The sequence below is a fragment of the Curtobacterium sp. NPDC087080 genome (assembly GCF_044745105.1).
Taxonomy (GTDB): Bacteria; Actinomycetota; Actinomycetes; order Actinomycetales; family Microbacteriaceae; genus Curtobacterium.
This window is the reverse complement of sequence record NZ_JBIUZP010000005.1, coordinates 149,189-169,234: the sequence shown is the minus strand read 5'-3', so window position 1 is coordinate 169,234 and position 20,046 is coordinate 149,189. Positions and strand designations below refer to the sequence as shown.

Here is a 20,046-nt window from a genome sequence, read left to right as displayed (position 1 = left end):
CGACGAGCGGCGACGGCCCGGTCATCAGGCGGCGGCCATCGACGGGTCGAGCACGACCTTGATGCAGCCGTCCTCCTTCTTCTGGAAGACCGAGTACATGTGCGGGGCGTCCTCGAGCGACACCCGGTGCGTGGTGAGGTCGAGCGTGCCGAGCGGGTCCGAGGGGTCGGACACGAGCGGCATGAGGTCGTCGACCCAGCGGCGGACGTTGCACTGTCCCTCGCGGATCGTGATCTGCTTGTCGAAGAGGGTCATCATCGGCATCGGGTCGGCCATGCCGCCGTAGACGCCGGAGAGCGACACCGTGCCACCGCGGCGGACGAGGTCGATCGCCGCGTGCACGGCTGCGAGCCGGTCGACGCCGGCGGTCTCGATGGCCTTCTGCGCGAGCTTGTCGGGCAGCAGGCCGGCCGCGCGCTGGGCGAACCCGGCGACGGGGTTGCCGTGCGCCTCCATGCCGACCGCGTCGACGACGCCGTCGGGTCCACGCCCGTCGGTGAGGTCGACGAGCTTCGACACCATGTCGTCGTCGAGGTCGAACACCTCGATGCCGTGCTTCTCCCCGAGGTCACGGCGGACCTGCTCCGGGTCGACGGCGAGCACCCGGTAGCCGAGGTGCTTGCCGATCCGCGCGGCGAACTGTCCGACCGGGCCGAGGCCGAGCACCGCGAGCGTGCCGCCCTCGGGGACCTCGGCGTACTGCACGGCCTGCCAGGCGGTCGGGATGATGTCGCTCATGAACAGCCACTGGTCGTCCGCGCCGGTGTCCGGCACCTTGATGGGGCCGTAGTCGGCGTGCGGCACGCGGAGGTACTCGGCCTGGCCGCCGGGGACCTGGCCGTACATCTTCGTGTACCCGAAGAGCGAGGCGCCGGTGCCGTACTCCTTCACCTGGGTGGTCTCGCACTGCGACTGGAAGCCGTGCTGGCACATCCAGCAGTGCCCGCAGGAGATGTTGAACGGGACGACGACGCGGTCGCCGACCTTCAGGTTCGTGACGGCGGAGCCGACCTCCTCGACGATGCCCATCGGCTCGTGGCCGAGGACGTCGCCCTTGTCGATGTAGGGGCCGAGCACCCGGTACAGGTGCAGGTCGGAGCCGCAGATCGCCGTGGAGGTGATCCGCACGATCGCGTCGGTCGGCTCCTGGATGGTCGGGTCGGGGACGGTCTCGACGGACACCTTCTCGGTGCCCTGCCAGGTCAGTGCGCGCACGTCGCGTTCCTCTCGTGGTCGCTTCGCGGCCGGCCGGGAGGCACGGCTCACGTGACCTCATCGCTACGCGCCCGCCCCGTGGTGCCCTCCCAGCCCCGTCCGCGGTGCGCGCTGCGGGCGGCGGTGGCGCGGGCCTCCCGTCCGCACCAGATCCGCGCGGAGGATGCCGATCAGCGCGAAGGATGCCGTTCCGCGCGAAGGATGCCGATCCGCGCGACGGATGCCGTTCCTTCCTGCTCCCGACGCGCGGAACGGTCCCCACTGCACGCGTGACGGGTCGGAAGGATGGCCGATCGGCCAGCCGGAGGTCCGTCCGACCGCCGATGCGCCGGCCCCGGTACCGCCGCCAGGCTCGGAGCGATGGACCACAGCACCACGCGCAGGGCACTCCTCGTCGGCGCGACCGGCTCCCTGGCGGCCGGGCTCCTCGCAGCCTGCACGCCCGGCGTCGACGCACCCCGGGGCTCCGCGACCCCGACCGCGACGTCAGCTCCGACACACAGCCCGACACCGACACCGACGCCGACACCCACCCCGACACCGACGCGACCCGCGCTGACGAAGGTGCCCGTGCCGCACGGGACCGTGACGGGACTGCCGGCGGGGACGCCGGGGATCGCGTGGACCGTGGACGACGGGGCCTCGTCCGAGGTCGTCGAGGCCTACGCCCGCTTCGCCGCCGAGACCGGCACGCGCCTGACGTTCTTCGTCAACGGGGTCCGGCCGTCGTGGACCGAGCACGCCGACCTGCTGCGCCCGCTCGTCGACTCCGGGCAGGTGCAGCTCGGCAACCACACGTGGGACCACCCGGCGCTGACGAAGCTGGGCGACCAGGCGATCCAGGACGAGCTGATGCGGAACCACGAGTTCCTCGAGCGCACGTTCGGGATCGACGCCCGTCCGTACTTCCGACCGCCGTACGGCTACCACGACGCCCGGGTCGACCGGGCCGCCGCCGCGGTCGGGTACACCACGCCGACGCTCTGGTACGGCTCACTGGCCGACTCGGGGGACATCTCCTCGGACCAGATCGTGGGGTTCGCGGAGCAGTGGTTCCAGCCGGCGCACGTCGTCATCGGGCACGCGAACTTCCCGGGGACGATCGGTGCGCTGCCCCGGCTGCACGCCCTGCTCGAGCAGCGCGGCCTGGCGACCTTCACGCTCGACGACGTCTTCACGCGCTGACGTCCGGCCGGCTTCCGGGTTCCGGGTCCGCCGGTCCCGCAAGACGCAACGTCGGCGGCTGCTCGCAGCGCTGTACCGCTGCGAGCCGTCGCCACGGTTGCGTCTTGCGGGGAACGGGGGCGGGGTGGGGCAGAGGCGGGGTCAGGCGGGCTCGGCCAGGGCGAGGAGTGCGTCGCGCGCGACCGCGAGCTCGCGGGCGTCGAGGTAGGGCGGGACGGACGATGCGGCTGCGAGCCCCTCGGCGGCGTGCCGCACGACGAGCGAGCGACCCTCGGGCAGTCCGTCCCGGGCGAACAGGGTCCGCCAGTGCTCGGCGTCCGCCGCCACCACCGGTTCGATCCCCGGCACCGACATCAGGCCCGACCACAGCGTGTTCGGCGAGCACACCGCCATCGCCCGTTCGCTCCCACCGCACAGCGTCCTGACGTAGGCGCGGAGGACCTTGCCGGGGCGGTTCTCGGCGAGGTCGACGTGCCGCACCACCTCGTCGACGAAGGTCTGCAGGCCGTGCTCGGCGACCGCCACGAGCAGGGCGTCCTTCGACGGGAAGTGGTGCAGCAGTCCGCTCTTCGACACCCCCGCGGCCGCGGCCACCTCTGCGACGCTCACCCGGGTGCCGCGTTCGCCGAGCAGCCGCTCCGCAGCCTCGAGCACGGCCGCCCGGGTGCGCTCGCGGTCACGGGTGCCGTCAGTGCTCACGGGGACCATCCTGCCGGTTCGGGATCACCCGCAGGGCCACGACCGACGCGACCGCGAGCAGGACGGCGGCACAGACCGAGGCGAGCTGCATGCCCCCGGTGAACGCGTGCTGCGCCTGCGCGAACGTCGGCGACGACGGGTCGAGCACCTGGGCGGCGCCGGCGAGCGACTCGCGCACCCGGTCCGGCGCACCGGCGTCGAGGTTCGCCCGGTAGAACGCGGTCTGGAGCGACCCGAGGACCGCGATGCCCATCGCCACGCCGAGCTCGTACCCGGTCTCCGAGATGGCGCTGGCCGCACCGGCTCGCTCGCGCGGCGCCGCGGCGACGACCGCGTCGGTGGCGAGCGTCATCGAAACCCCGACGCCGAGCCCGACCACCGCCAGGGCGATCGCGATCCCGACGTAGGTCGGCAGCCCCTCGGCGAACGCCAGACCCGCCATGCCGACCGCGGCGACCGCGAGACCGAGCCCGATCGAGCGACCGGCTCCGACGCGACGGGTGAGCAGCCCGATCACGGCGATGACCGCGATGGACGCCACCGTGGCCGGGAGCTCCGCGGCTCCGGCGAGCAGGGGCGAGAACCCGCGCACGAGCTGCAGGTACTGCGAGAAGAAGAACAGCAGCCCGGTCAGGGCGAACACCGAGAGCGAGTTCGCCACGACGGCACCGGAGAACGCCGGGATCCGGAAGAGCTGCAGGTCGATCAACGGCGTCGTGAGCCGACGCTGCCGACGCACGAACCACCAGCCGGCGCCGATGCCGGCGACCGCCGCGACGGGGACGGTCCAGTCGGCGCCGTGCCCGACGAGGTGCTTCACGGCGTACACCACGGGGACGATCGCGGCGACGGAGAGCACCGCCGAGAGCAGGTCGATCGGGGTCCGGCCCCCACCCTTCGACTCGGGCAGCAGGACCGTACCGGCGACGACGATCACGACGATGACGGGGATGTTGATGAGGAAGACCGAGCCCCACCAGAAGTGCTCGAGCAGTGCCCCGCCCACCAGCGGACCGGCGGCGGCTCCACCGGTCGCACCGGCCGACCACACGGCGATCGCCCGCGTGCGCTGCCGGGGGTCCCGGAAGATCCCCCGCACGAGCGAGAGCGTCGACGGCATGAGGGTGGCGCCGGCGATCCCGAGCAGCGCCCGCGCGGCGATGAGCGCCTCCGGGCTCGGAGCGAAGGCGGCACCGGCCGAGGCGATCCCGAACGCGACCGAGCCGATGAGCAGCAGGCGCTTCCTGCCGATCCGGTCGGCGACGTTGCCCATCGTGACGAGCAGGCCCGCGAGTGCGAACGAGTACACGTCGCCGATCCAGAGCACCTGCGTGGCCGTCGGCGCGAGGTCCGCGGTCAGGGCGGGCACGGCGAGGGCGAGGACGGTGCCGTCGATCGCGAGCAGCACGACGGCGAGGGTGAGGACCCCGAGGGCCGCCCACTCCCGCGGGGTCGCACGGTGGGTCGAGGTGACCGTGGTCTGCGTCATGCCCCGACCCTAACCGACCGAACGGTCGGTCGCGCCGACTGCACAGTCAGTGCGCAGGACCACCCCACACGAGTCAGGCGCGGAGGCGGTCCCGTTCGACCGGTGGCAGGTGCTCGGTCGCGGTCGCGCGCGCTGCCGGGCTCAGGAAGCGTCCGTTCCGCTCGAGGAAGGTCACGAGCGCCGCCTCGGACGCGCGCTTCCCGGTCTCGCGCAGCACCCAGCCGAGAGCGGACTGCACGGTCTCACCCCGTTCGCGGACCAGGCGTCCGGCGATCGCGAGCGGCACCTCGGCATCGCCCTGCTTGGCGAAGGCGAGCGTGGCCACGACGGCGATCCGACGGACCATCGACACGTCGGACTTCGCGAGCGCGAACAGCGGTCCGGTCGAGCCGCCGAGGAGCGGGGCACCGACGAGCTCCTCGGCTGCGACGTCGACCAGCACCGTGTCCTCGAACCGCTCGGTCTTCGCCGCGGCGAGGTACTCGTCGGTCAGCTCCGGATCGGGGTGCGCGCGCATCGCCTGCACCAGGAGCACGACGGCGACCAGCCGCGCCCCTGCGTCCTCGCTCCAGAGCAACGCCGAGCGCTCCCCCTCGTCGAGGTCGGCGAACTGCCGCGCGACCCGGCGTGCCCCTGCGACGTCGCCGGGAGTGCGGGCGAAGGCTGCCAGCACCGCCTCGGCACCGTGGACCTGCATCGGGCCAGCCTACGGCGACGGATGCTCGGACCGGTTTCACACGATCGAAACACGATGTGTACAAAGCAGCGCTGACACCTGTGATTGTATGCAATCACCGCACTCCTGAGCGTGACTCCACAAGAGTCACCACGCACACCAGCAGCTCCAGGAACACGATGTCCCAGACCTCCGCTCGACGCCGCCGGACACTCCTCGCCGTGCCCGCCGTCGCCCTGGCCGCCTCGCTCGCGCTCACCGCCTGCGTGCCGGTCCAACGCTCGAAGGCCGGCGGCGCGACCGCCGGCACCGTCACCACCGTCGCGATCGGCGACCAGCAGGTCCGCGAGGGCGGTGACCTCGTCATGGCCCTCTCCGCCGAACCAGACCGCCTCGACCCCACCACGTCGTCGTCGCTCTACACCCGGTACGTCATGGAGACGATGTGCCAGAAGCTCTACGACATCGACGCCGAGGGCACGGTCGTCCCGATGCTCGCCACCGAGCTACCGACGGTGTCCGACGGCGGGAAGACCGTCACGTTCCCGGTGCACACCGGCTACCGCTTCGCCGACGGGACGCCGTTCGACGCAGACGCCGTCGTGACGACGCTCGAGCGCAACCTGACGAAGGACGACTCGAGCCGGAAGAGCGAGATGGGTCCGGTGTCGAGCATCGAGGCGGTCGACGACCACACCGTGCGACTGCACTACGCGACCCCCTTCGCCCCGATCACCGCGGCACTGGCCGACCGCGCGGGCATGGTCATGTCGCCGACCGCACTGGAGCAGGAGGGCGACGGGTTCGGCGACCACCCGGTCTGCATCGGCCCGTACAAGTTCGTCGAGCGGGTGCCGCAGACCTCGATCACCGTCGAACGCGACCCGCAGTACCACGACCCGGCGAGCGCGCACTTCGACCGGATCACCTACCGGATCATCACCGACGCCAGCATCCGCGCGCAGAACCTGAAGTCCGGGGACGTCCAGGTCGCCGACACGATCTCCACGCAGGACGTCGACGAGCTCCGGAAGCGGAAGGACCTCAGCGTCCTGCGCACCGGTTCCCTCGGCTACCAGGGCATCACGATCAACCTCGCGAACCAGGACGGCGTCGGCACCGACCCGAAGCCGCTCGACACGCCGCTCGCCACGCAGCGGAAGGTCCGGCAGGCCCTGTCGATGTCGATCAACCGCGCCGAACTCGTGCAGAGCGTGTTCCGGGGCTGGGCGGACGTCGCGTGCTCCCCGATCCCGGACACGAGCGCGTTCGCCACCGACGCGAGCAAGGCCTGCCCGGAGTACGACCCCGAGCGGGCGAAGGCGCTCCTCGAGGAGGCCGGCGTCGAGCAGCCCTTCCCGATCGAGATGGAGGTGACGAACACCCCCGACACCGTCCGGTTCGCCCAGGCGCTGCAGGCACAGGCCCGCGCAGGGGGCTTCGCGATCACGATCACCCCGGTCGAGTACACGACCCTGCTCGACGACCAGACCCGCGGCGACTTCCAGGCGCTGCAGCTGGGCTGGTCCGGCCGGGTCGACCCGCACGGCAACATCGGTTCGTTCCTCGGCACCGGCGGCGGCAACAACTACCCCGGGTACAGCGACCCCGAGGTCGACGACCTGATCAGCCGCGCGGCGCAGGCCACCGACCAGCAGGAACGCGCCGACCTGTACGGCCAGCTCGTCACCAAGGTGCAGCAGGACGACCCGATCATCTACCTCTACCGGACCCGCAGCATCACCGGCGTCAGCACGGACGTCGCCGGGGTCTCCACCTACGCCGACGGCGTGGTCCGACTCAGCCAGGCGGCGTTCGTGGAAGGCGGCGACAAGTGATCCGGTACGTCCTGACCCGGCTCTGGCAGGCGGCGCTCACGCTCGTCCTCGCCTCGATCGTGGTGTTCTTCGGGGTCCGGCAGCTGCCGGGCGACCCGGCCCTGGCCCTGGCGGGCGAGGAGGCCAGCCCCGAGCGGCTCGCCGCCGTGCGCGCCGACCTCGGCCTCGACGACTCCCTGGTCGTGCAGTACTGGCGCTTCGTCGTGAACGCGCTGCAGGGCGACCTCGGGCAGTCCACCCGCACCGGCACCCCGGTCACGGAGCTGCTCGGCGCGACGCTCCCCGTGACGCTCTGGCTCGCGCTCTACGCGATCGTCGTCGCCGTCGTCGTGGGGGTCGCCCTCGGCACCCTGGCCGAGCGCTACCGCGGGCAGTGGCCCGAGTGGATGGCGAACGCCGCGGCCCTGGTCGGGCTGAGCGTGCCGAACTTCTGGCTCGGCATCCTGGCGATCGTCTGGCTCGCCGCGGGCCTCGGCTGGTTCCCGGCCTCGGGCTACGTCCCGGTGACGCGCGACCCGCTCGGCGCACTGCACCACCTGACGCTCCCGGCGCTCATCCTCGGCACGTCACTCGCCGCCGTCATCATGCGGCAGACCCGCGCGTCGATGATCGAGACGATGAAGACCGACTTCGTCCGGACCGCCCGCGCGAAGGGGCTCAGCCGTCCGCGGGTGCTGTTCCGCTACGGGCTCCGGAACTCGATGATCGTCGTCGTCACGATCGTCGGCCTGCAGCTCGGCGGCCTCATCTCGGGCGCGGTCGTCACGGAGCGCATCTTCGCCCTGCCCGGCTTCGGCAAGCTCACGCTCGACGCCGTGTTCACCCGCGACTACCCGGTGATCCAGGCCGTCGTGCTCGTGATCACCCTGGGCTACGTGCTCATCAACTTCGCCGTGGACGTCCTGTACTCGGTCATCAACCCGAAGATCCGCGTCGGAGGCGCCGCATGACCACCATCACAGCCCCCTTCGACCTGGGCTCGAGCCGCGGGCGCATCTGGAAGCAGGTCCGGACGAACCGGCTCGGCATGACGGGCGGCATCATGCTCGCCGTCGTCGTGCTCGCCGGGGTCACCGCCCCGCTCGTCGCTCCGCACGACCCGACCGCGACGCACTTCGACCTGCCGTTCCAGGTCCCGTTCACCGTCGGCTTCGGGTTCGGCACCGACGACCTCGGCCGCGACATCCTGTCCCGCACGCTGTACGGCATCCAGGTCTCGCTCGTCGTGGGCGTGCTGTCGGTGCTGCTCGCGGTCGTCGTCGGCACCCCGCTCGGGCTCCTCGCCGGGTACTGGCGCTGGCTCGACGCGGTCATCTCCCGCCTGACCGACGTCGCGCTGGCGTTCCCGTTCCTCATCATCGCGGTGGGGCTCGCGGCGATCAGCGGTCCGAGCCTGACGAACGCCGTCATCGCGATCGGCATCTCGCACGTGCCGGCGATGATCCGGATCGTACGCGGCGAGACCCTGCGGATCACGAGCGCGGACTTCGTCACGAGCGCGAAGACACTGGACGCCGGCGGCGCACGCATCATCGCGCAGCACGTCCTGCCGAACTGCGTCTCGGCGATCATCGTGCAGGCCACCGTGATCATGCCGGTCGCGGTGATCGGCGAGGCCCTGCTGTCCTTCCTCGGCCTCGGCATCCAGCCGCCCACCCCGAGCCTCGGCATCATGCTCTCGGACGCACAGCAGTACCTCGGCCAGGCGCCGTGGGCCGCCGTCGTGCCGGGTGTCGCGATCGCCGTGATCTGCCTCGGCTTCAACCTGTTCGGCGACGCCCTGCGCGACGCCCTCGACCCCACCGCCTCGGACCGCTGAGGAGCACCAGCACCATGAGCACCAGCACCAAGAGCACCACAACCGACCCCGCCTTCACCACGCCCCCGGCGGAGACCACCCGACCGGACCTGCAGGGCACCTTCGGCATGGCCGCGTCGACGCACTGGACCGCGACCGCGACGGCGCAGGCCGTCCTGGAGCGCGGTGGCAACGCCTTCGACGCCGCCGTCGCCGGCGCCTTCGTCCTGCACGTCGTCGAACCGCACCTGAACGGCCCCGGCGGCGACGTGACCGCGGTCTTCGCGACGGCGTCCGACAAGGCCCCGACCGTCCTGATGGGCCAGGGCCCGGCACCCGCGGGTGCGACGCCGGAGCACTTCCGCTCCGAGGGCCTCGACCTCGTCCCGGGAGCGGGCGCGCTGGCGGCCGCCGTGCCCGGTGCCGTCGACGCGTGGCTGCTGCTCCTCGCCGAGCACGGGACGTGGGAGCTCGCCGACGTGCTCGCCCCCGCGATCGGGTACGCCCGCGACGGCCACCCGGTCGCACCCCGGGTGGTCGCCACCATCGCGACCGTGCAGGACCTGTTCCGCGACCACTGGCCGTCCTCCGCCGAGCGGTGGCTGCCGGGAGGCTCGGTGCCGGTCGCCGGGGCGATGGTGCGCAACGAGACCTACGCCTCGGTCCTGGAACGGCTCGTGCAGGCCGGGTCCGGGGTCACGTCGGGTGCCGACACCGCCGACGCGCGCGTCGCGCGCATCGAGGCCGCCCGCACCGAGTGGGCCGAGGGCTCCGTCGCGCAGGCGATCGACGCGTTCGTCCGCACCCCGCACCGGCACGCGTCGGGCACCGACCACGCCGGCGTGGTCCGGGCGAGCGACCTGGCGGCGTTCCGTGCGTCGACCGAACCCGCGACGACCGCCGAGTTCCGCGGGCACACGATCGCGAAGACCGGGCCGTGGGGCCAGGGTCCGGCGCTCCTGCAGACCCTCCGCCTGCTCGACCCGCTGGACGACGAGCGGCTCGACCCGTCGACCGTGCTCGGAGCCCACACGATCGTCGAGGCGCAGAAGCTCGCCCTCGCCGACCGCGAGGCGTACTACGGCGACGGCGACGTCCCGATGGCCGAGCTGCTCTCGGACGCGTACTCCGACGAGCGCCGCGCCCTGATCGGTCACCGGGCGTCGCACGAGCTGCGCCCGGGCACGGTCTCGGTGCCGGCCGGTGCGCTGCCGCCGCTCCGCGTGACCTACACGCCGGGCGGCGAGCCGATCGCGGGCGTCGGCGAGCCGACCGTGCCGGGCGCCCGAGGGGACGCTCCGGCGCCCGACGCCGCGGCCGTCCCCGCCGAGGACGACGCCGTGCACGAGGACCGCGGCGAGCCGATCGTGATGGCGACGGGCGAGACCCGCGGCGACACGTGCCACATCGACGTCGTCGACCGCTGGGGCAACATCGTCAGCGCGACGCCGTCCGGCGGCTGGCTGCAGTCCTCGCCGACGATCCCCGAGCTGGGGTTCTGCCTCGGCACCCGCATGCAGATGACCTGGCTCGAGGAGGGCACCGCGTCCACGCTGACCCCCGGCGCCCGGCCCCGCACGACCCTCACCCCGACGCTCGTGCTCCGCGACGGCGAACCCGTCGTCGCGATGGGCAGCCCGGGCGGCGACCAGCAGGACCAGTGGCAGCTGCTGTTCCTGCTCCGCACCATCGTCGGCGGGTGGACCCCGCAGCAGGCGATCGACGCCCCGGCGCTGCACACCACGTCGTTCCCGGGGTCGTTCTGGCCCCGCACCTGGACCCCGGGCGGCCTCGTCGTCGAGGACCGTCTCGGCGACGACGTCATCGCCGGGCTCGAGGAGCTCGGCCACGTCGTCGCCCGCGCCGGCGACTGGTCGCTCGGCCGCCTGTCGTGCGTGACGCGCGACCCCGACACCGGCGTCATGGGCGCCGCCGCCAACCCGCGAGGAGCACAGGGCTATGCCGCAGGACGTTGAGGACCGGACCATGCACGACGGCGACACGACCACCGGGGGCGAGCCGCGCCTCCAGACCGACCAGACCGACCGGACCGACACCCTGCTGTCCGTCCGCGACCTGCGGGTCGCCTTCGGCGACCGCGAGGTCCTGCACGGCGTCGACCTCGACGTCCGACGCGGCGAGCGCGTCGCGATCGTCGGGCAGTCCGGATCGGGCAAGTCCACGCTCATCGCGGCCCTGCTGCGGCTGCTGCCCGGCGCGGGGCACATCACGGGTGGCACGATCCGCCTCGGGGACGACGACATCGCCCACGCCGACGAGGCGCTCATGCGGCGCGTGCGGGGCGGACGGATCGGGCTCGTGCCGCAGGACCCGTCGACGAACCTCAACCCGTCGATGCGGGTCGGTGCACAGATCGCCGACGCGCTGCGGGCCGGTGGGCTCCGGGGGCGGGCGGCGATCCGGAGCCGGGTCGTGGCGCTGATGACCGAGGCAGGCATCCCCGAGGCCTCCCGTCGGGCCGACCAGTTCCCGCACGAGTTCTCCGGCGGCATGCGCCAGCGCATCCTCATCGCGGTGGCGCTCGCCCGGCAACCCGAGCTGCTCATCGCCGACGAGCCGACCAGCGCCCTCGACGTGACCGTGCAGCGGCAGATCCTCGACCACCTGCAGACCCTGGTCGACCAGCACGGCACGACGCTGCTGTTCGTGACGCACGACCTCGGGGTCGCGGCCGACCGGACCGACCGCGTCGTCGTGATGCTCGACGGCGAGATCGTCGAGCAGGGTGCGCCCGAGGCGATCCTCCGCGACCCGCAGCACGAGTACACGAAGCGGCTCATCGCGGCGGCCCCCGCGGTGTCCGGGGTCGCGCCGGAGCCCGTGGCCGCGGGCGAGCCGATCCTCGTCGTGTCCGACCTGGTGAAGGAGTACCGGCTCCGCGGTCGTGGTGCCGGAACGCTCAAGGCTGCCGACGGGGTGTCGTTCGCGGTGCGTCGCGGCACGACCACCGCGGTCGTCGGCGAGTCCGGCTCGGGCAAGACGACCGTGGCGCGGATCGTGCTCGGGCTCGAGACGCCGACGTCGGGCACCGCCCTCGTGGACGGGAAGTCCATCGGGGCCGCCCGTGGCGCCGAGCGGCGGGAGATCCGACGCCGGGTGCAGCCGGTGTTCCAGGACCCGTACGGGTCGCTCGACCCGACCTCGACCATCGAGCGGATCATCGACGAACCCCTGCGGGTGTTCGGCATCGGTGACCGGGCGTCGCGCACCGAACGGGTCGCGACGCTCCTCGACCAGGTGGCCCTCCCCCGCGAGGTCGCGCAGCTCCGGCCGAACGAGCTGTCCGGTGGGCAGCGGCAGCGGGTGGCGATCGCCCGGGCGCTGGCGCTCGAACCCGAGCTGATCATCCTCGACGAGGCGGTGTCCGCGCTCGACGTGCTCGTGCAGGAGCAGATCCTCGCGCTGCTCGAGGAACTGCAGGACCGGCTCGGGCTGAGCTACCTGTTCATCACCCACGACCTCGGGGTGGTCCGGCGGATCGCCGACGACGTCGTGGTGATGCGGCGGGGCGAGGTCGTCGAACGGGGATCGGTCGCCGCGGTGTTCGACGACCCGCAGGAGCAGTACACGAAGGACCTGCTCGACGCCATCCCGGGAAAGCGTCTCGCCGAGGCGGCTGCGTGACGGGGTCCCGGGTGGCCGACCGACAGGGTGTGGCACGATCGGCTCCGTGCTGAACGGGACGAGCGTCATCGACGCCATCCGCCACGACATCGTGACCGGTGCCCTGCAACCGGGCACCCGGGTGACCGAGGCGTTCCTCGCGGAGCGGTACGGGGTCTCCCGGGTGCCGGTGCGCGAGGCCCTGCGGGGCCTCGAGGGCGAGGGCTTCGTCGTCTCCCGCCCGAACGTCGGCTCCCGCATCGCCGCGATCCCCTTCGACGAGGCCGACGACCTGTTCGCCGTGCGGGAGGCGCTCGAGACCGCCACCGCCCGCCGCGCTGCGACCCGAGCACGGACGCTGTTCGACGCCGACGCCCCGCCCGAGGACTGGTGGCGTGTGCGCCGCGAGCTCGGCGTCGTCCTCGACGACGGGGACACGGCCGTCGAGCGGGACGAGCTCGAGCTGCTCGTCGACCTCAACGAGCGCTTCCACCTGCTCGTCGCCGAGCTCTCCGGCAGCTCGACGCTCGCGACCCTGCTCCGCCAGCTCTCGCGGAAGATCGAGTGGCTGTACGCGCTCGACACCTCGTCGCGCGGCAAGCGGCTGTGGCCCGACCACCGGCGCATCCTCGCCGCGATCGACGCGGGGGACGTCGAGGCGGCGGCCGAGCGGATGGCGTGGCACGTGCGGGAGAGCCGCATCGGGTACGCGGCGCGCTCGTCCCCGGAGCAGGCGACCCTGCTGCGCAAGGCGGGCCCCGCCCTCTGACGCCGAGGCCGCCGCCGCACGGCCGGCCGGACGTGCCCCGAGTCTCGTGCTCAGCGACGACCCTCGCGCCGATGAGCCCGAGGACGGTCGCTCAGCTCGAGACTCGCTCAGGCGTCCGTTCTGCCGGCGCCTCCGACCTGCGTACTCACCGAGAGCCGGTTGCGAGAACGACCGTTCTCCGATTGACTCGGACACGTCGGCCCGCAGCGGGTCGACTCCCCGACGAAAGGAGCGGACATGCCCACGCGCACCGCACGCACCGCCTGGCACGGCGGCCTCAACGACGGTTCCGGCCAGGTCGAGCTGTCGAGCTCGAAGGTCGGCACGTACGACGTCTCCTTCCCGAAGCGCGCCGCCGACGAGGCCGGTGGCACCACCAGCCCCGAGGAGCTCATCGCTGCAGCCCACTCGGCCTGCTACGCGATGCAGTTCTCGGCGATCCTCGGCGAGGCCGGCGGCACGGTCGAGGCCCTCGACGTCAAGGCCGACGTCTCGCTCGGCCCGGACAGCGCGGGTGGCTTCAAGCTCACCGGCATCACCCTCACCGTGAACGGCGAGGTCTCCGGCATCGACGAGGCCGCCTTCCTCAAGGCGGCCGACGAGGCCAAGGCGACCTGCCCGGTCTCCAAGGCGCTCACCGGCGTCGACATCGAGCTCAAGGCGACCTTCGAGCAGTAGTCGTCACGGACGGACGGGAGGCGCGGTGCCAGCTGGCACCGCGCCTCCCGTCCGTCCGTCGGTTCCATCGGCGCGTGCGGGCGCGGTCGTGGCCGCGTTCGCGGCCGGACGACTCAGCGCACAGCGCCGACACTGAAGCGTCATCGGCAGCGTCCAGCCGACGTCCGGACTCGGGCGCGAGCGGCTGGCACCATGGTCTGATGGCCGAGCAGTTCCTCCCCGGCGTCCCGCGGCCCGGGCGTCCACCCCGGCCGCGTGTCCGCAACCTCGCACAGCACGACATCCGCGACGCCCGCGCCCGGCTGCGCGGCACGATCTACGAGGACGTCACCCCCGACACCCGCCCGCGCGAGCAGTACTCGCCCGTGCAGATCGTGGACTTCTGCCTGGACCTGGCGGAGGTCATGCTCGCCTCGGGGGCCGACACCCGCAGCGTCGAGACCGCCGTCGTCGCGGTGTCGACGAAGTGGAACCTCGCGCCCCTCGACCTCGACTTCTCCGGCAGTTCGGTCACGCTCCAGTACGCCCCGGCCGACCACCCGCCGCTCGTCAAGGTGCGGACCGTGCAGTCGGACGGCTCGGACCTCGACCGGCTCGCCCGTGCGAACCAGATCGTCGACGACCTGGTCCACGGCGAACGCGACATGACGAGTGCCGTGAGCGCCCTGGTGGCGGTGCTGCGGCTGCCGAGTCGCTGGCCGTCCTGGCTCGCCGACGTCGGGCTCTCCGTGCTCGGCACCTCGATCGCGATGCAGGCCGGCGGCGGCTGGCGCGCCGGCGCGGGGGCCTTCGTGCTCATGTTCGGGATCATCCTGTCCGGCCGCTGGCTGACCGGCAGGGGCTTCCCGCAGTTCTTCGTCTCCGGTGCGCAGGCAGCCGTCGCCTCGGCCATCGGCACCCTGGCGATCTGGGCCGACGTCCTCACCGCGACCGGTGCGGCCACGATGGTCGCCGCGCTCGTGGTCCTGCTGCTGCCGCACGTGTCCCTCGTCACCTGGGCACAGGACGCCATCTCGGGCTTCCGGGCGATGGCCGTCGCCCGGGCCTTCTACATCGTGCTCGTGATCGCCGCGATCGTCGTCGGGGTGCCCGCGGGCATCGCCGTGCTGCAGTGGCTCCGGATCGAGGTCGACCCGTCCGGCATCGTCCTGCAGCCGCTGCCGCTCTGGGCCTCGTTGTCGCTGACGGTCGTGTCCGCGGCGGCGAACTGCTTCGTGCAGCAGGCCAGCGCGCGGGTGATCCCGGTCGCGGTGGTGTTCTCGGTCGCGGCGGGGGCGTTCCTCTGGGAGCTCCGGCACCTCGGGATGCCGCTCCTCGGAGCGACGTTCATCGCGTCGGTGCTGCTCGGCGTGCTGTCGACCATCGCGGCCGCCCGGATGCGCACGGCCGTGGCGGCGATCGCGGTGCCGGCGTTCTGCGGCGCGCTCCTGCCCGGTGTCGCGGTGTCGAACGCACTGCTCAACTTCATGTCCGGGTCGTCCGGCGCCGCACTGGACTTCGTGGCGGCGGTCTCGGTGGCGCTCGGCATCGGCGCCGGACTCGTGCTCGGTGGCCTCGTGGCGACCCCGGGCGCGCGAAGGGCGCTGCGGCGTGCGCGTCGGGTGACGGTGCACTCGGTCCACAACGACACGACGGCGATCCCCGTGCTGCGGGACACCGGGTACGACCCGGGCAACGGCTCGGTGCCGCGGGGCCACCGCCCGCGCTGAGACGCCCCGGACGCGAGACTCGGGCTGGGCGACCGTTCTCGTGCCCTGGAGCACGAGGAACGTCGCGCAGCCCGAGTCTCGGGTACGCCTGGGTGCCGCTCAGCCCTTGTCGGAGACGGCCTTCGTCACCGCGGTGGGAGCGTCGTAGTCGCCGTCCGGGATGTTCTTCAGCGCGTCGAGGACGTCACCGGGGGCGTCCTCCTTCTCGGCGGTCGCCACGATGTCGTCCTTCGAGGCCGGGTAGTCGATGCCGCTGAGGTACTTCTGGACCTGGATCGGGTTCGGTGCTGCCATGTCGGTTCCTTCCGTCGGAGCCTCCACGACTACGCCTGCGCGGCTCCGCGTCGGTCCGGCCGACGCGCGTTGCGGCCAGGCCTCAGATCTCCCAGCTCCCGCTGTCGCTCCACTGCGAGAAGCGCTGCGCAGCCTGCGGCTCGTACCGTTCCATCCACCCGCGTTCGAGCCGCGCGACGGCACGGTCGAACGCCGGCACGAGGTCGAGGTCCGGACGCAGCATCGCCTGCAGCTGGAGCCCCTCGTACAGCGCGATGAGCTGCTCGGCGCCGCGTCGCGGGTCCATCGTGTGCGGCGCACGGCCGACGGCGATGTCGTGCTCGAGCCCGCGTCGGACCTGCGAGAAGAAGAGCTGGTAGCGCGAGCGCAGGTAGGTCGACATCGGGTGCGCGGGGTTGCCGGCGACGGAGAGCAGCGCGACGAGCAGCCGCATGAGCGCGGGGTCCTCGGCGTTCGAGGCGACGATCGCCCGCAACAGGTCGACCGTCGGGCCGTCGCCGACCTCGTGGGCGACCTCCTCCAGACGGGCGCCGTTCCACCGGTCGACCGCGGCGAGCACGAGGCCGTCCCAGGAGGGGAAGTGCTGACGGAGCTCCGCGGTGGTGATGCCCATCCGCTCGGCGACCATGCCGACGTGGGCCTCGTGGAAGGGCACGTCGCGGAGCACGTCGACCGTGGCGCCCACGATGGTGATCCGCAGGTGCAGGGAGGCGGCCGCGGCGGCTGCCGCCTGCGTGTCCGCGCTGGTGTGTTCGAGCATCGTGCCCTCCGTCGTGCGGCGGACGTCCTGTCCGCACCCCTGATCCAACCGCAGTGTCGGGGGACACGACATCCCCGGTACGGGTGTCGGCATGTCGGGGGACAAGTGTCCGACCCCAGCGCAGACGGAGCGTTCCGTGCGACCATGCCGGGATGGACCCGCAGGACCCCGTCGCGCAGGGACTCGCCACGATGGCCTCGGCCGGTTTCGAGTTCGGCGGCGACGACGCACAGGTGGCGCACGACGTGCGGACCATGTGGGAGCAGCTCGGCTCCCCCGCCGGTGCCTTCGACGCCGCGGCACGGGCGATCGCGCGCCTGCCGCAGCGTCCCGAGGTCCCGGTCGCCGACCAGGCCCGTCGCCGCGCGTTCGAGCGGGCGATCGGGATCAACCCGGTCGAGGTCGAGCTGACCGCGGCGATGTCGGCACGCGAGCTGCTGGAGCGCATGGCGCGGTCCGTCGCCTGCTGACCGTCGACGGTCGACCCGGCCACGTGACGGACGGGAGGCACGGTGCCAGCCGGCACCGTGCCTCCCGTCCGCTGCTGGTCGCGACTACGGCGTCGGCATGCCGCCGTCGACGTGCAGCGTCTCGCCGACCACGTAGGACGACTCGCCGCTCGCCAGGAAGACGAACGCCGGCGCGAGCTCGGCGGGCTGGCCCCAGCGGCCCAGGTAGGTCTGCTCGCCCGCGGACGGCAGCGCCTCCGGCGGCTGGCCACCGGCCGGCTGCAGCGGCGTCCAGATCGGGCCGGGCGCCACCGCGTTGACGCGGATGCCCTTCGGCGCGAGCTGTGCCGCGAGGCCCTTCGCCATGTTGTTCACGGTCGCCTTCGTGGCGGCGTAGTGCACGAGGTGCGGCGACGGCGCGTACGCCTGGATCGACGTGGTGTTGATGATCGTCGAGCCGGGCTGCAGGTGCGGCACGGCGGCCTTCGTGATGCGGAACGTCGCGTACGCGTTCGTCTTGAAGGTCTCGTCGAACTCCTCGTCCGAGATCTTCGTGATGTCGTCGACGTTCTGCTGCTTGCCGGCGTTGTTGACGAGGATGTCGAGCCCGCCGAGACCGTCGACGGCCCGCTGCACGAGCTCCTCGCAGAACGCGAGGTCCTTGATGTCACCGGGGATCGCGACGGCCTTGCGACCGGCTGCCTCGATGAGCCCGACGATGCGGTCGGCGTCCTCCTGCTCCTCGGGCAGGTACACGATCGCGACGTCGGCACCCTCGCGGGCGTACGCGATCGCGACGGCGGCACCGATGCCCGAGTCGCCACCGGTGACGAGCGCCTTGCGGCCCTGCAGACGCCCCGAGCCGCGGTAGGTGTCCTCGCCGTGGTCAGCGGGGACGTTCTCCGCCATCTCCTCGTCGGTGCCGGCACCCTGCAGGTACTGCTCGTCCGGCTTCTTGTCCGCGTACATCTTCGTGGGGTCCTGCATCGAGTACTGGTCGTGCCCCGTCTGGCCGTTCTGCTGCTCCGTCATGGCCTGAACGGTACGCACCCGGACAGGCTCGGCCGTCCAGCCGACTGTCCCCCGCACCGTCTTTCGTGACACATCCCCAAGATCACGAACACGTGACGAGCGGGCTGCGATTCGGTAACACCTGTCGTCCTGCGAGGCTGGGGGTCGTACGGTCGACTGGTGACTCCCCGTACCCTGCTCGCGCTCGGCGCAGCCGCGCTCGCCTTCGCGGCCGGCACGGTCGGGTCCGACGTCCTGGTTCCCGGGGGTGCGGCACCGGCTGCGGCTGCCGAGGACCGCAGCGACGTCGCGAGCTCGGCGCAACCGCTGGTCCGGGTGACCGACCGCGACCTGCGCCGCGTCGACACCGTCGAGCTGGACGCCGAGTCACTCGTGCTCCGTCGCGGCGACGCCACCGTCGCCGACGTGTCCATGCGCGACGCGCGGTCGACCGTCACGCTGCTCAACCGACTGTTCGGCACCCCGTCGCGCACGCAGACCGCGGCCGGCGACGGCGGCGCGTGCTTCCCGTCGGGCACCACCTACACGTGGGGCGGCGCGGTCCGCGTCGCCGCGCTCGACACACCGTCCTCCGTCGGCAACGCGGTCGAGATCCGGGTCCTCCGGGACTCCGTGCGGAGCCGGACCGGTGAGCGGGTCGAGCTGACGGGGCCCGACGGCGTCCAGGTCGGCGACGACGTGGCGGACGCGATCCAGGCCGCGCCGCGCTCCGACAAGGTCTCCTTCGGGTCCGGCGACTCCCAGGCGTGGCAGCTGCTGCTCGAGTCCGGCTGGGCACCGGACGACGCCCCGTCCGCAGGCGACCCGCGCGCCGAGCACGACGGCACCACCGCCGGCTCCGCGCCCACGGGCGACCAGTCCGCCGACAGCAGCGGCGACGGCGCGGACGACGACGCACAGGGCACGAACGGTGTCTCGGCGCTGACCGACGACACCGAGGTCACCGTCATCGGCTCCCCGATGCCGGTGCACGCGCGCCGCTCCTGCTGAGGCGACCCGCTCGCGGCTGCGGTCAGCGCACCGTCCGGCGGCTCAGGCCACGCGCAGCGTCGCCACGACCGGGAAGTGGTCGCTCGCGGCCCACGTCTCGGGTCCGTCGTGGTCCATCACCACGCGCTCGGCCGTGACGTCGCCGCGGGTCAGCACCCAGTCGATCCGCTCGCCCGAGTCCACCGGCGCCTGCCAGCCGTTGAAGGACGCCGTACGGTCGGCGGGGTCACCGGCATCGGTCCAGGTGTCCCGGTACCCGGCGTCGGTGAACACGCGGGACGCCGGGCCCGCGCCCCACGGCTCGTTGCAGTCGCCCGCGAAGACGACCGGACCGTCGACCGGAGCGAGCCGCTCGACGACGAGGACTGCGCTGCGCCGACGCACCTCGTCCCCGTGCTCGTTCTCCTCGTGGTCGAAGTGTGCGGTGAGGAGCGTGAACGCGGGCCCGTCGGTGTCGACGAACCGCGTGTGGTTGGCGACCCGGGGGTACAGGCTCCCCCAGGTGTTCGACACCGGCTCGTCCGGGGTGTCGGAGAACCAGAAGGTCCCGACGTCGACGGGGCGCAGCCGGTCGCGGCGGAAGAAGATCGCGGCGTGCTCGCCCGCGGTGCCGCCCTCGCGACCCTGCCCGACGGCGTCGTGGTCGGGCAGCCCGTGCCGCAGGGCGTCCATCTGGTGGTCGAACGCCTCCTGCACGCAGAGCACGTCGGGGTCGTGCCGTCGGATGACGTCCAGCACCAGCGGCAGCCGTGCGGGCCAGTCGTGCCGCGGGTCCGGGTTCTTCACGTTGTAGGTCATCAGGGTGATCGGACGTGCGGCGTGGGTCACCGGTCGAACCTAC

General features: G+C 72.6%; 19 protein-coding genes. 11 read left to right on the top strand and 8 right to left on the bottom strand.

The genetic code is table 11. From position 1 onward, the window contains the following. Positions 1–24: 24 nt before the first annotated feature. Positions 25–1,215 (bottom strand): zinc-dependent alcohol dehydrogenase, encoded by a 1,191-nt coding sequence (locus tag ACIPEQ_RS14765; protein ID WP_402715749.1) that lies wholly within the window; start codon positions 1,213–1,215, stop codon positions 25–27. Positions 1,216–1,575: 360 nt separating this feature from the next. On the opposite strand from ACIPEQ_RS14765, the gene ACIPEQ_RS14760 reads away from it, so the two are divergent. Continuing rightward, positions 1,576–2,400 carry a polysaccharide deacetylase family protein gene (locus tag ACIPEQ_RS14760; protein WP_402715748.1) on the top strand — a complete coding sequence of 275 codons (825 nt, stop codon included), beginning with the start codon at positions 1,576–1,578 and terminating at the stop codon, positions 2,398–2,400. Between the two features lie 141 nt (positions 2,401–2,541). On the opposite strand, the gene ACIPEQ_RS14755 is transcribed toward ACIPEQ_RS14760, so the two are convergent. The 3 genes from ACIPEQ_RS14755 to ACIPEQ_RS14745 form a co-directional block, all read right to left on the bottom strand. Next, on the bottom strand, positions 2,542–3,099 hold the full coding sequence (locus ACIPEQ_RS14755; protein ID WP_402715747.1) for a TetR/AcrR family transcriptional regulator: 558 nt from the start codon (positions 3,097–3,099) through the stop codon (positions 2,542–2,544). Then, positions 3,089–4,588, bottom strand: a complete 1,500-nt coding sequence (locus ACIPEQ_RS14750) for an MFS transporter (RefSeq protein WP_402715746.1) — start codon at positions 4,586–4,588, stop codon at positions 3,089–3,091. The genes ACIPEQ_RS14755 and ACIPEQ_RS14750 overlap by 11 nt, the downstream gene beginning before the upstream one ends. 73 nt (positions 4,589–4,661) lie before the next feature. Then, entirely contained in the window at positions 4,662–5,285 is a 624-nt protein-coding gene (locus ACIPEQ_RS14745) for a DNA alkylation repair protein (RefSeq protein WP_402715745.1), read from the bottom strand. 158 nt (positions 5,286–5,443) lie between these two features. On the opposite strand from ACIPEQ_RS14745, the gene ACIPEQ_RS14740 reads away from it, so the two are divergent. From ACIPEQ_RS14740 to ACIPEQ_RS14705, 8 genes are all read left to right on the top strand, one after another. Beyond that, positions 5,444–7,102: an ABC transporter substrate-binding protein gene (locus tag ACIPEQ_RS14740; protein ID WP_402715744.1), complete on the top strand. Its 1,659-nt coding sequence runs from the start codon at positions 5,444–5,446 to the stop codon at positions 7,100–7,102. Beyond that, a complete protein-coding gene (locus tag ACIPEQ_RS14735) occupies positions 7,099–8,052 on the top strand; it encodes an ABC transporter permease (protein WP_402715743.1) in 954 nt (317 codons plus the stop codon). The genes ACIPEQ_RS14740 and ACIPEQ_RS14735 overlap by 4 nt, the downstream gene beginning before the upstream one ends. After that, the gene (locus tag ACIPEQ_RS14730; RefSeq protein ID WP_209676138.1) at positions 8,049–8,921 is read left to right on the top strand and encodes an ABC transporter permease; all 873 of its coding nucleotides are present in this window, start codon (positions 8,049–8,051) and stop codon (positions 8,919–8,921) included. The genes ACIPEQ_RS14735 and ACIPEQ_RS14730 overlap by 4 nt, the downstream gene beginning before the upstream one ends. A gap of 14 nt (positions 8,922–8,935) precedes the next feature. Beyond that, entirely contained in the window at positions 8,936–10,876 is a 1,941-nt protein-coding gene (locus ACIPEQ_RS14725) for a gamma-glutamyltransferase family protein (RefSeq protein WP_402715742.1), read from the top strand. Positions 10,877–10,886: 10 nt separating this feature from the next. After that, the gene (locus ACIPEQ_RS14720; RefSeq protein WP_402715741.1) at positions 10,887–12,545 is read left to right on the top strand and encodes a dipeptide ABC transporter ATP-binding protein; all 1,659 of its coding nucleotides are present in this window, start codon (positions 10,887–10,889) and stop codon (positions 12,543–12,545) included. Positions 12,546–12,591: 46 nt separating this feature from the next. Further along, positions 12,592–13,293, top strand: a complete 702-nt coding sequence (locus ACIPEQ_RS14715) for a GntR family transcriptional regulator (protein WP_238638124.1) — start codon at positions 12,592–12,594, stop codon at positions 13,291–13,293. 237 nt (positions 13,294–13,530) lie between these two features. After that, positions 13,531–13,971, top strand: coding sequence for an OsmC family peroxiredoxin (locus ACIPEQ_RS14710; RefSeq protein ID WP_058727514.1), 441 nt, complete (start codon positions 13,531–13,533; stop codon positions 13,969–13,971). 200 nt (positions 13,972–14,171) lie between these two features. After that, positions 14,172–15,680 carry a threonine/serine exporter ThrE family protein gene (locus ACIPEQ_RS14705; protein WP_402715740.1) on the top strand — a complete coding sequence of 503 codons (1,509 nt, stop codon included), beginning with the start codon at positions 14,172–14,174 and terminating at the stop codon, positions 15,678–15,680. Between the two features lie 99 nt (positions 15,681–15,779). Here the strand turns inward: ACIPEQ_RS14705 and ACIPEQ_RS14700 are convergent, their stop codons facing one another. Beyond that, entirely contained in the window at positions 15,780–15,974 is a 195-nt protein-coding gene (locus ACIPEQ_RS14700) for a DUF2795 domain-containing protein (protein ID WP_126891118.1), read from the bottom strand. An 82-nt stretch (positions 15,975–16,056) separates the two neighbouring features. Then, complete coding sequence (locus ACIPEQ_RS14695; RefSeq protein ID WP_402715739.1) at positions 16,057–16,734, bottom strand: TetR/AcrR family transcriptional regulator; 678 nt, start codon at positions 16,732–16,734, stop codon at positions 16,057–16,059. 152 nt (positions 16,735–16,886) lie between these two features. Here ACIPEQ_RS14695 and ACIPEQ_RS14690 point away from each other — a divergent pair, with 152 nt between their 5' ends. Next, on the top strand, positions 16,887–17,204 hold the full coding sequence (locus ACIPEQ_RS14690; RefSeq protein ID WP_354027307.1) for a hypothetical protein: 318 nt from the start codon (positions 16,887–16,889) through the stop codon (positions 17,202–17,204). Positions 17,205–17,288: 84 nt separating this feature from the next. Here ACIPEQ_RS14690 and ACIPEQ_RS14685 read toward each other — a convergent pair whose 3' ends face one another. Continuing rightward, positions 17,289–18,215 carry an SDR family oxidoreductase gene (locus ACIPEQ_RS14685; RefSeq protein ID WP_402715738.1) on the bottom strand — a complete coding sequence of 309 codons (927 nt, stop codon included), beginning with the start codon at positions 18,213–18,215 and terminating at the stop codon, positions 17,289–17,291. Between the two features lie 159 nt (positions 18,216–18,374). Here ACIPEQ_RS14685 and ACIPEQ_RS14680 point away from each other — a divergent pair, with 159 nt between their 5' ends. Beyond that, positions 18,375–19,205 (top strand): hypothetical protein, encoded by an 831-nt coding sequence (locus tag ACIPEQ_RS14680; RefSeq protein ID WP_402715737.1) that lies wholly within the window; start codon positions 18,375–18,377, stop codon positions 19,203–19,205. 42 nt (positions 19,206–19,247) lie between these two features. Here ACIPEQ_RS14680 and ACIPEQ_RS14675 read toward each other — a convergent pair whose 3' ends face one another. After that, a complete protein-coding gene (locus ACIPEQ_RS14675) occupies positions 19,248–20,033 on the bottom strand; it encodes an endonuclease/exonuclease/phosphatase family protein (RefSeq protein WP_402715736.1) in 786 nt (261 codons plus the stop codon). Positions 20,034–20,046: the final 13 nt, after the last annotated feature.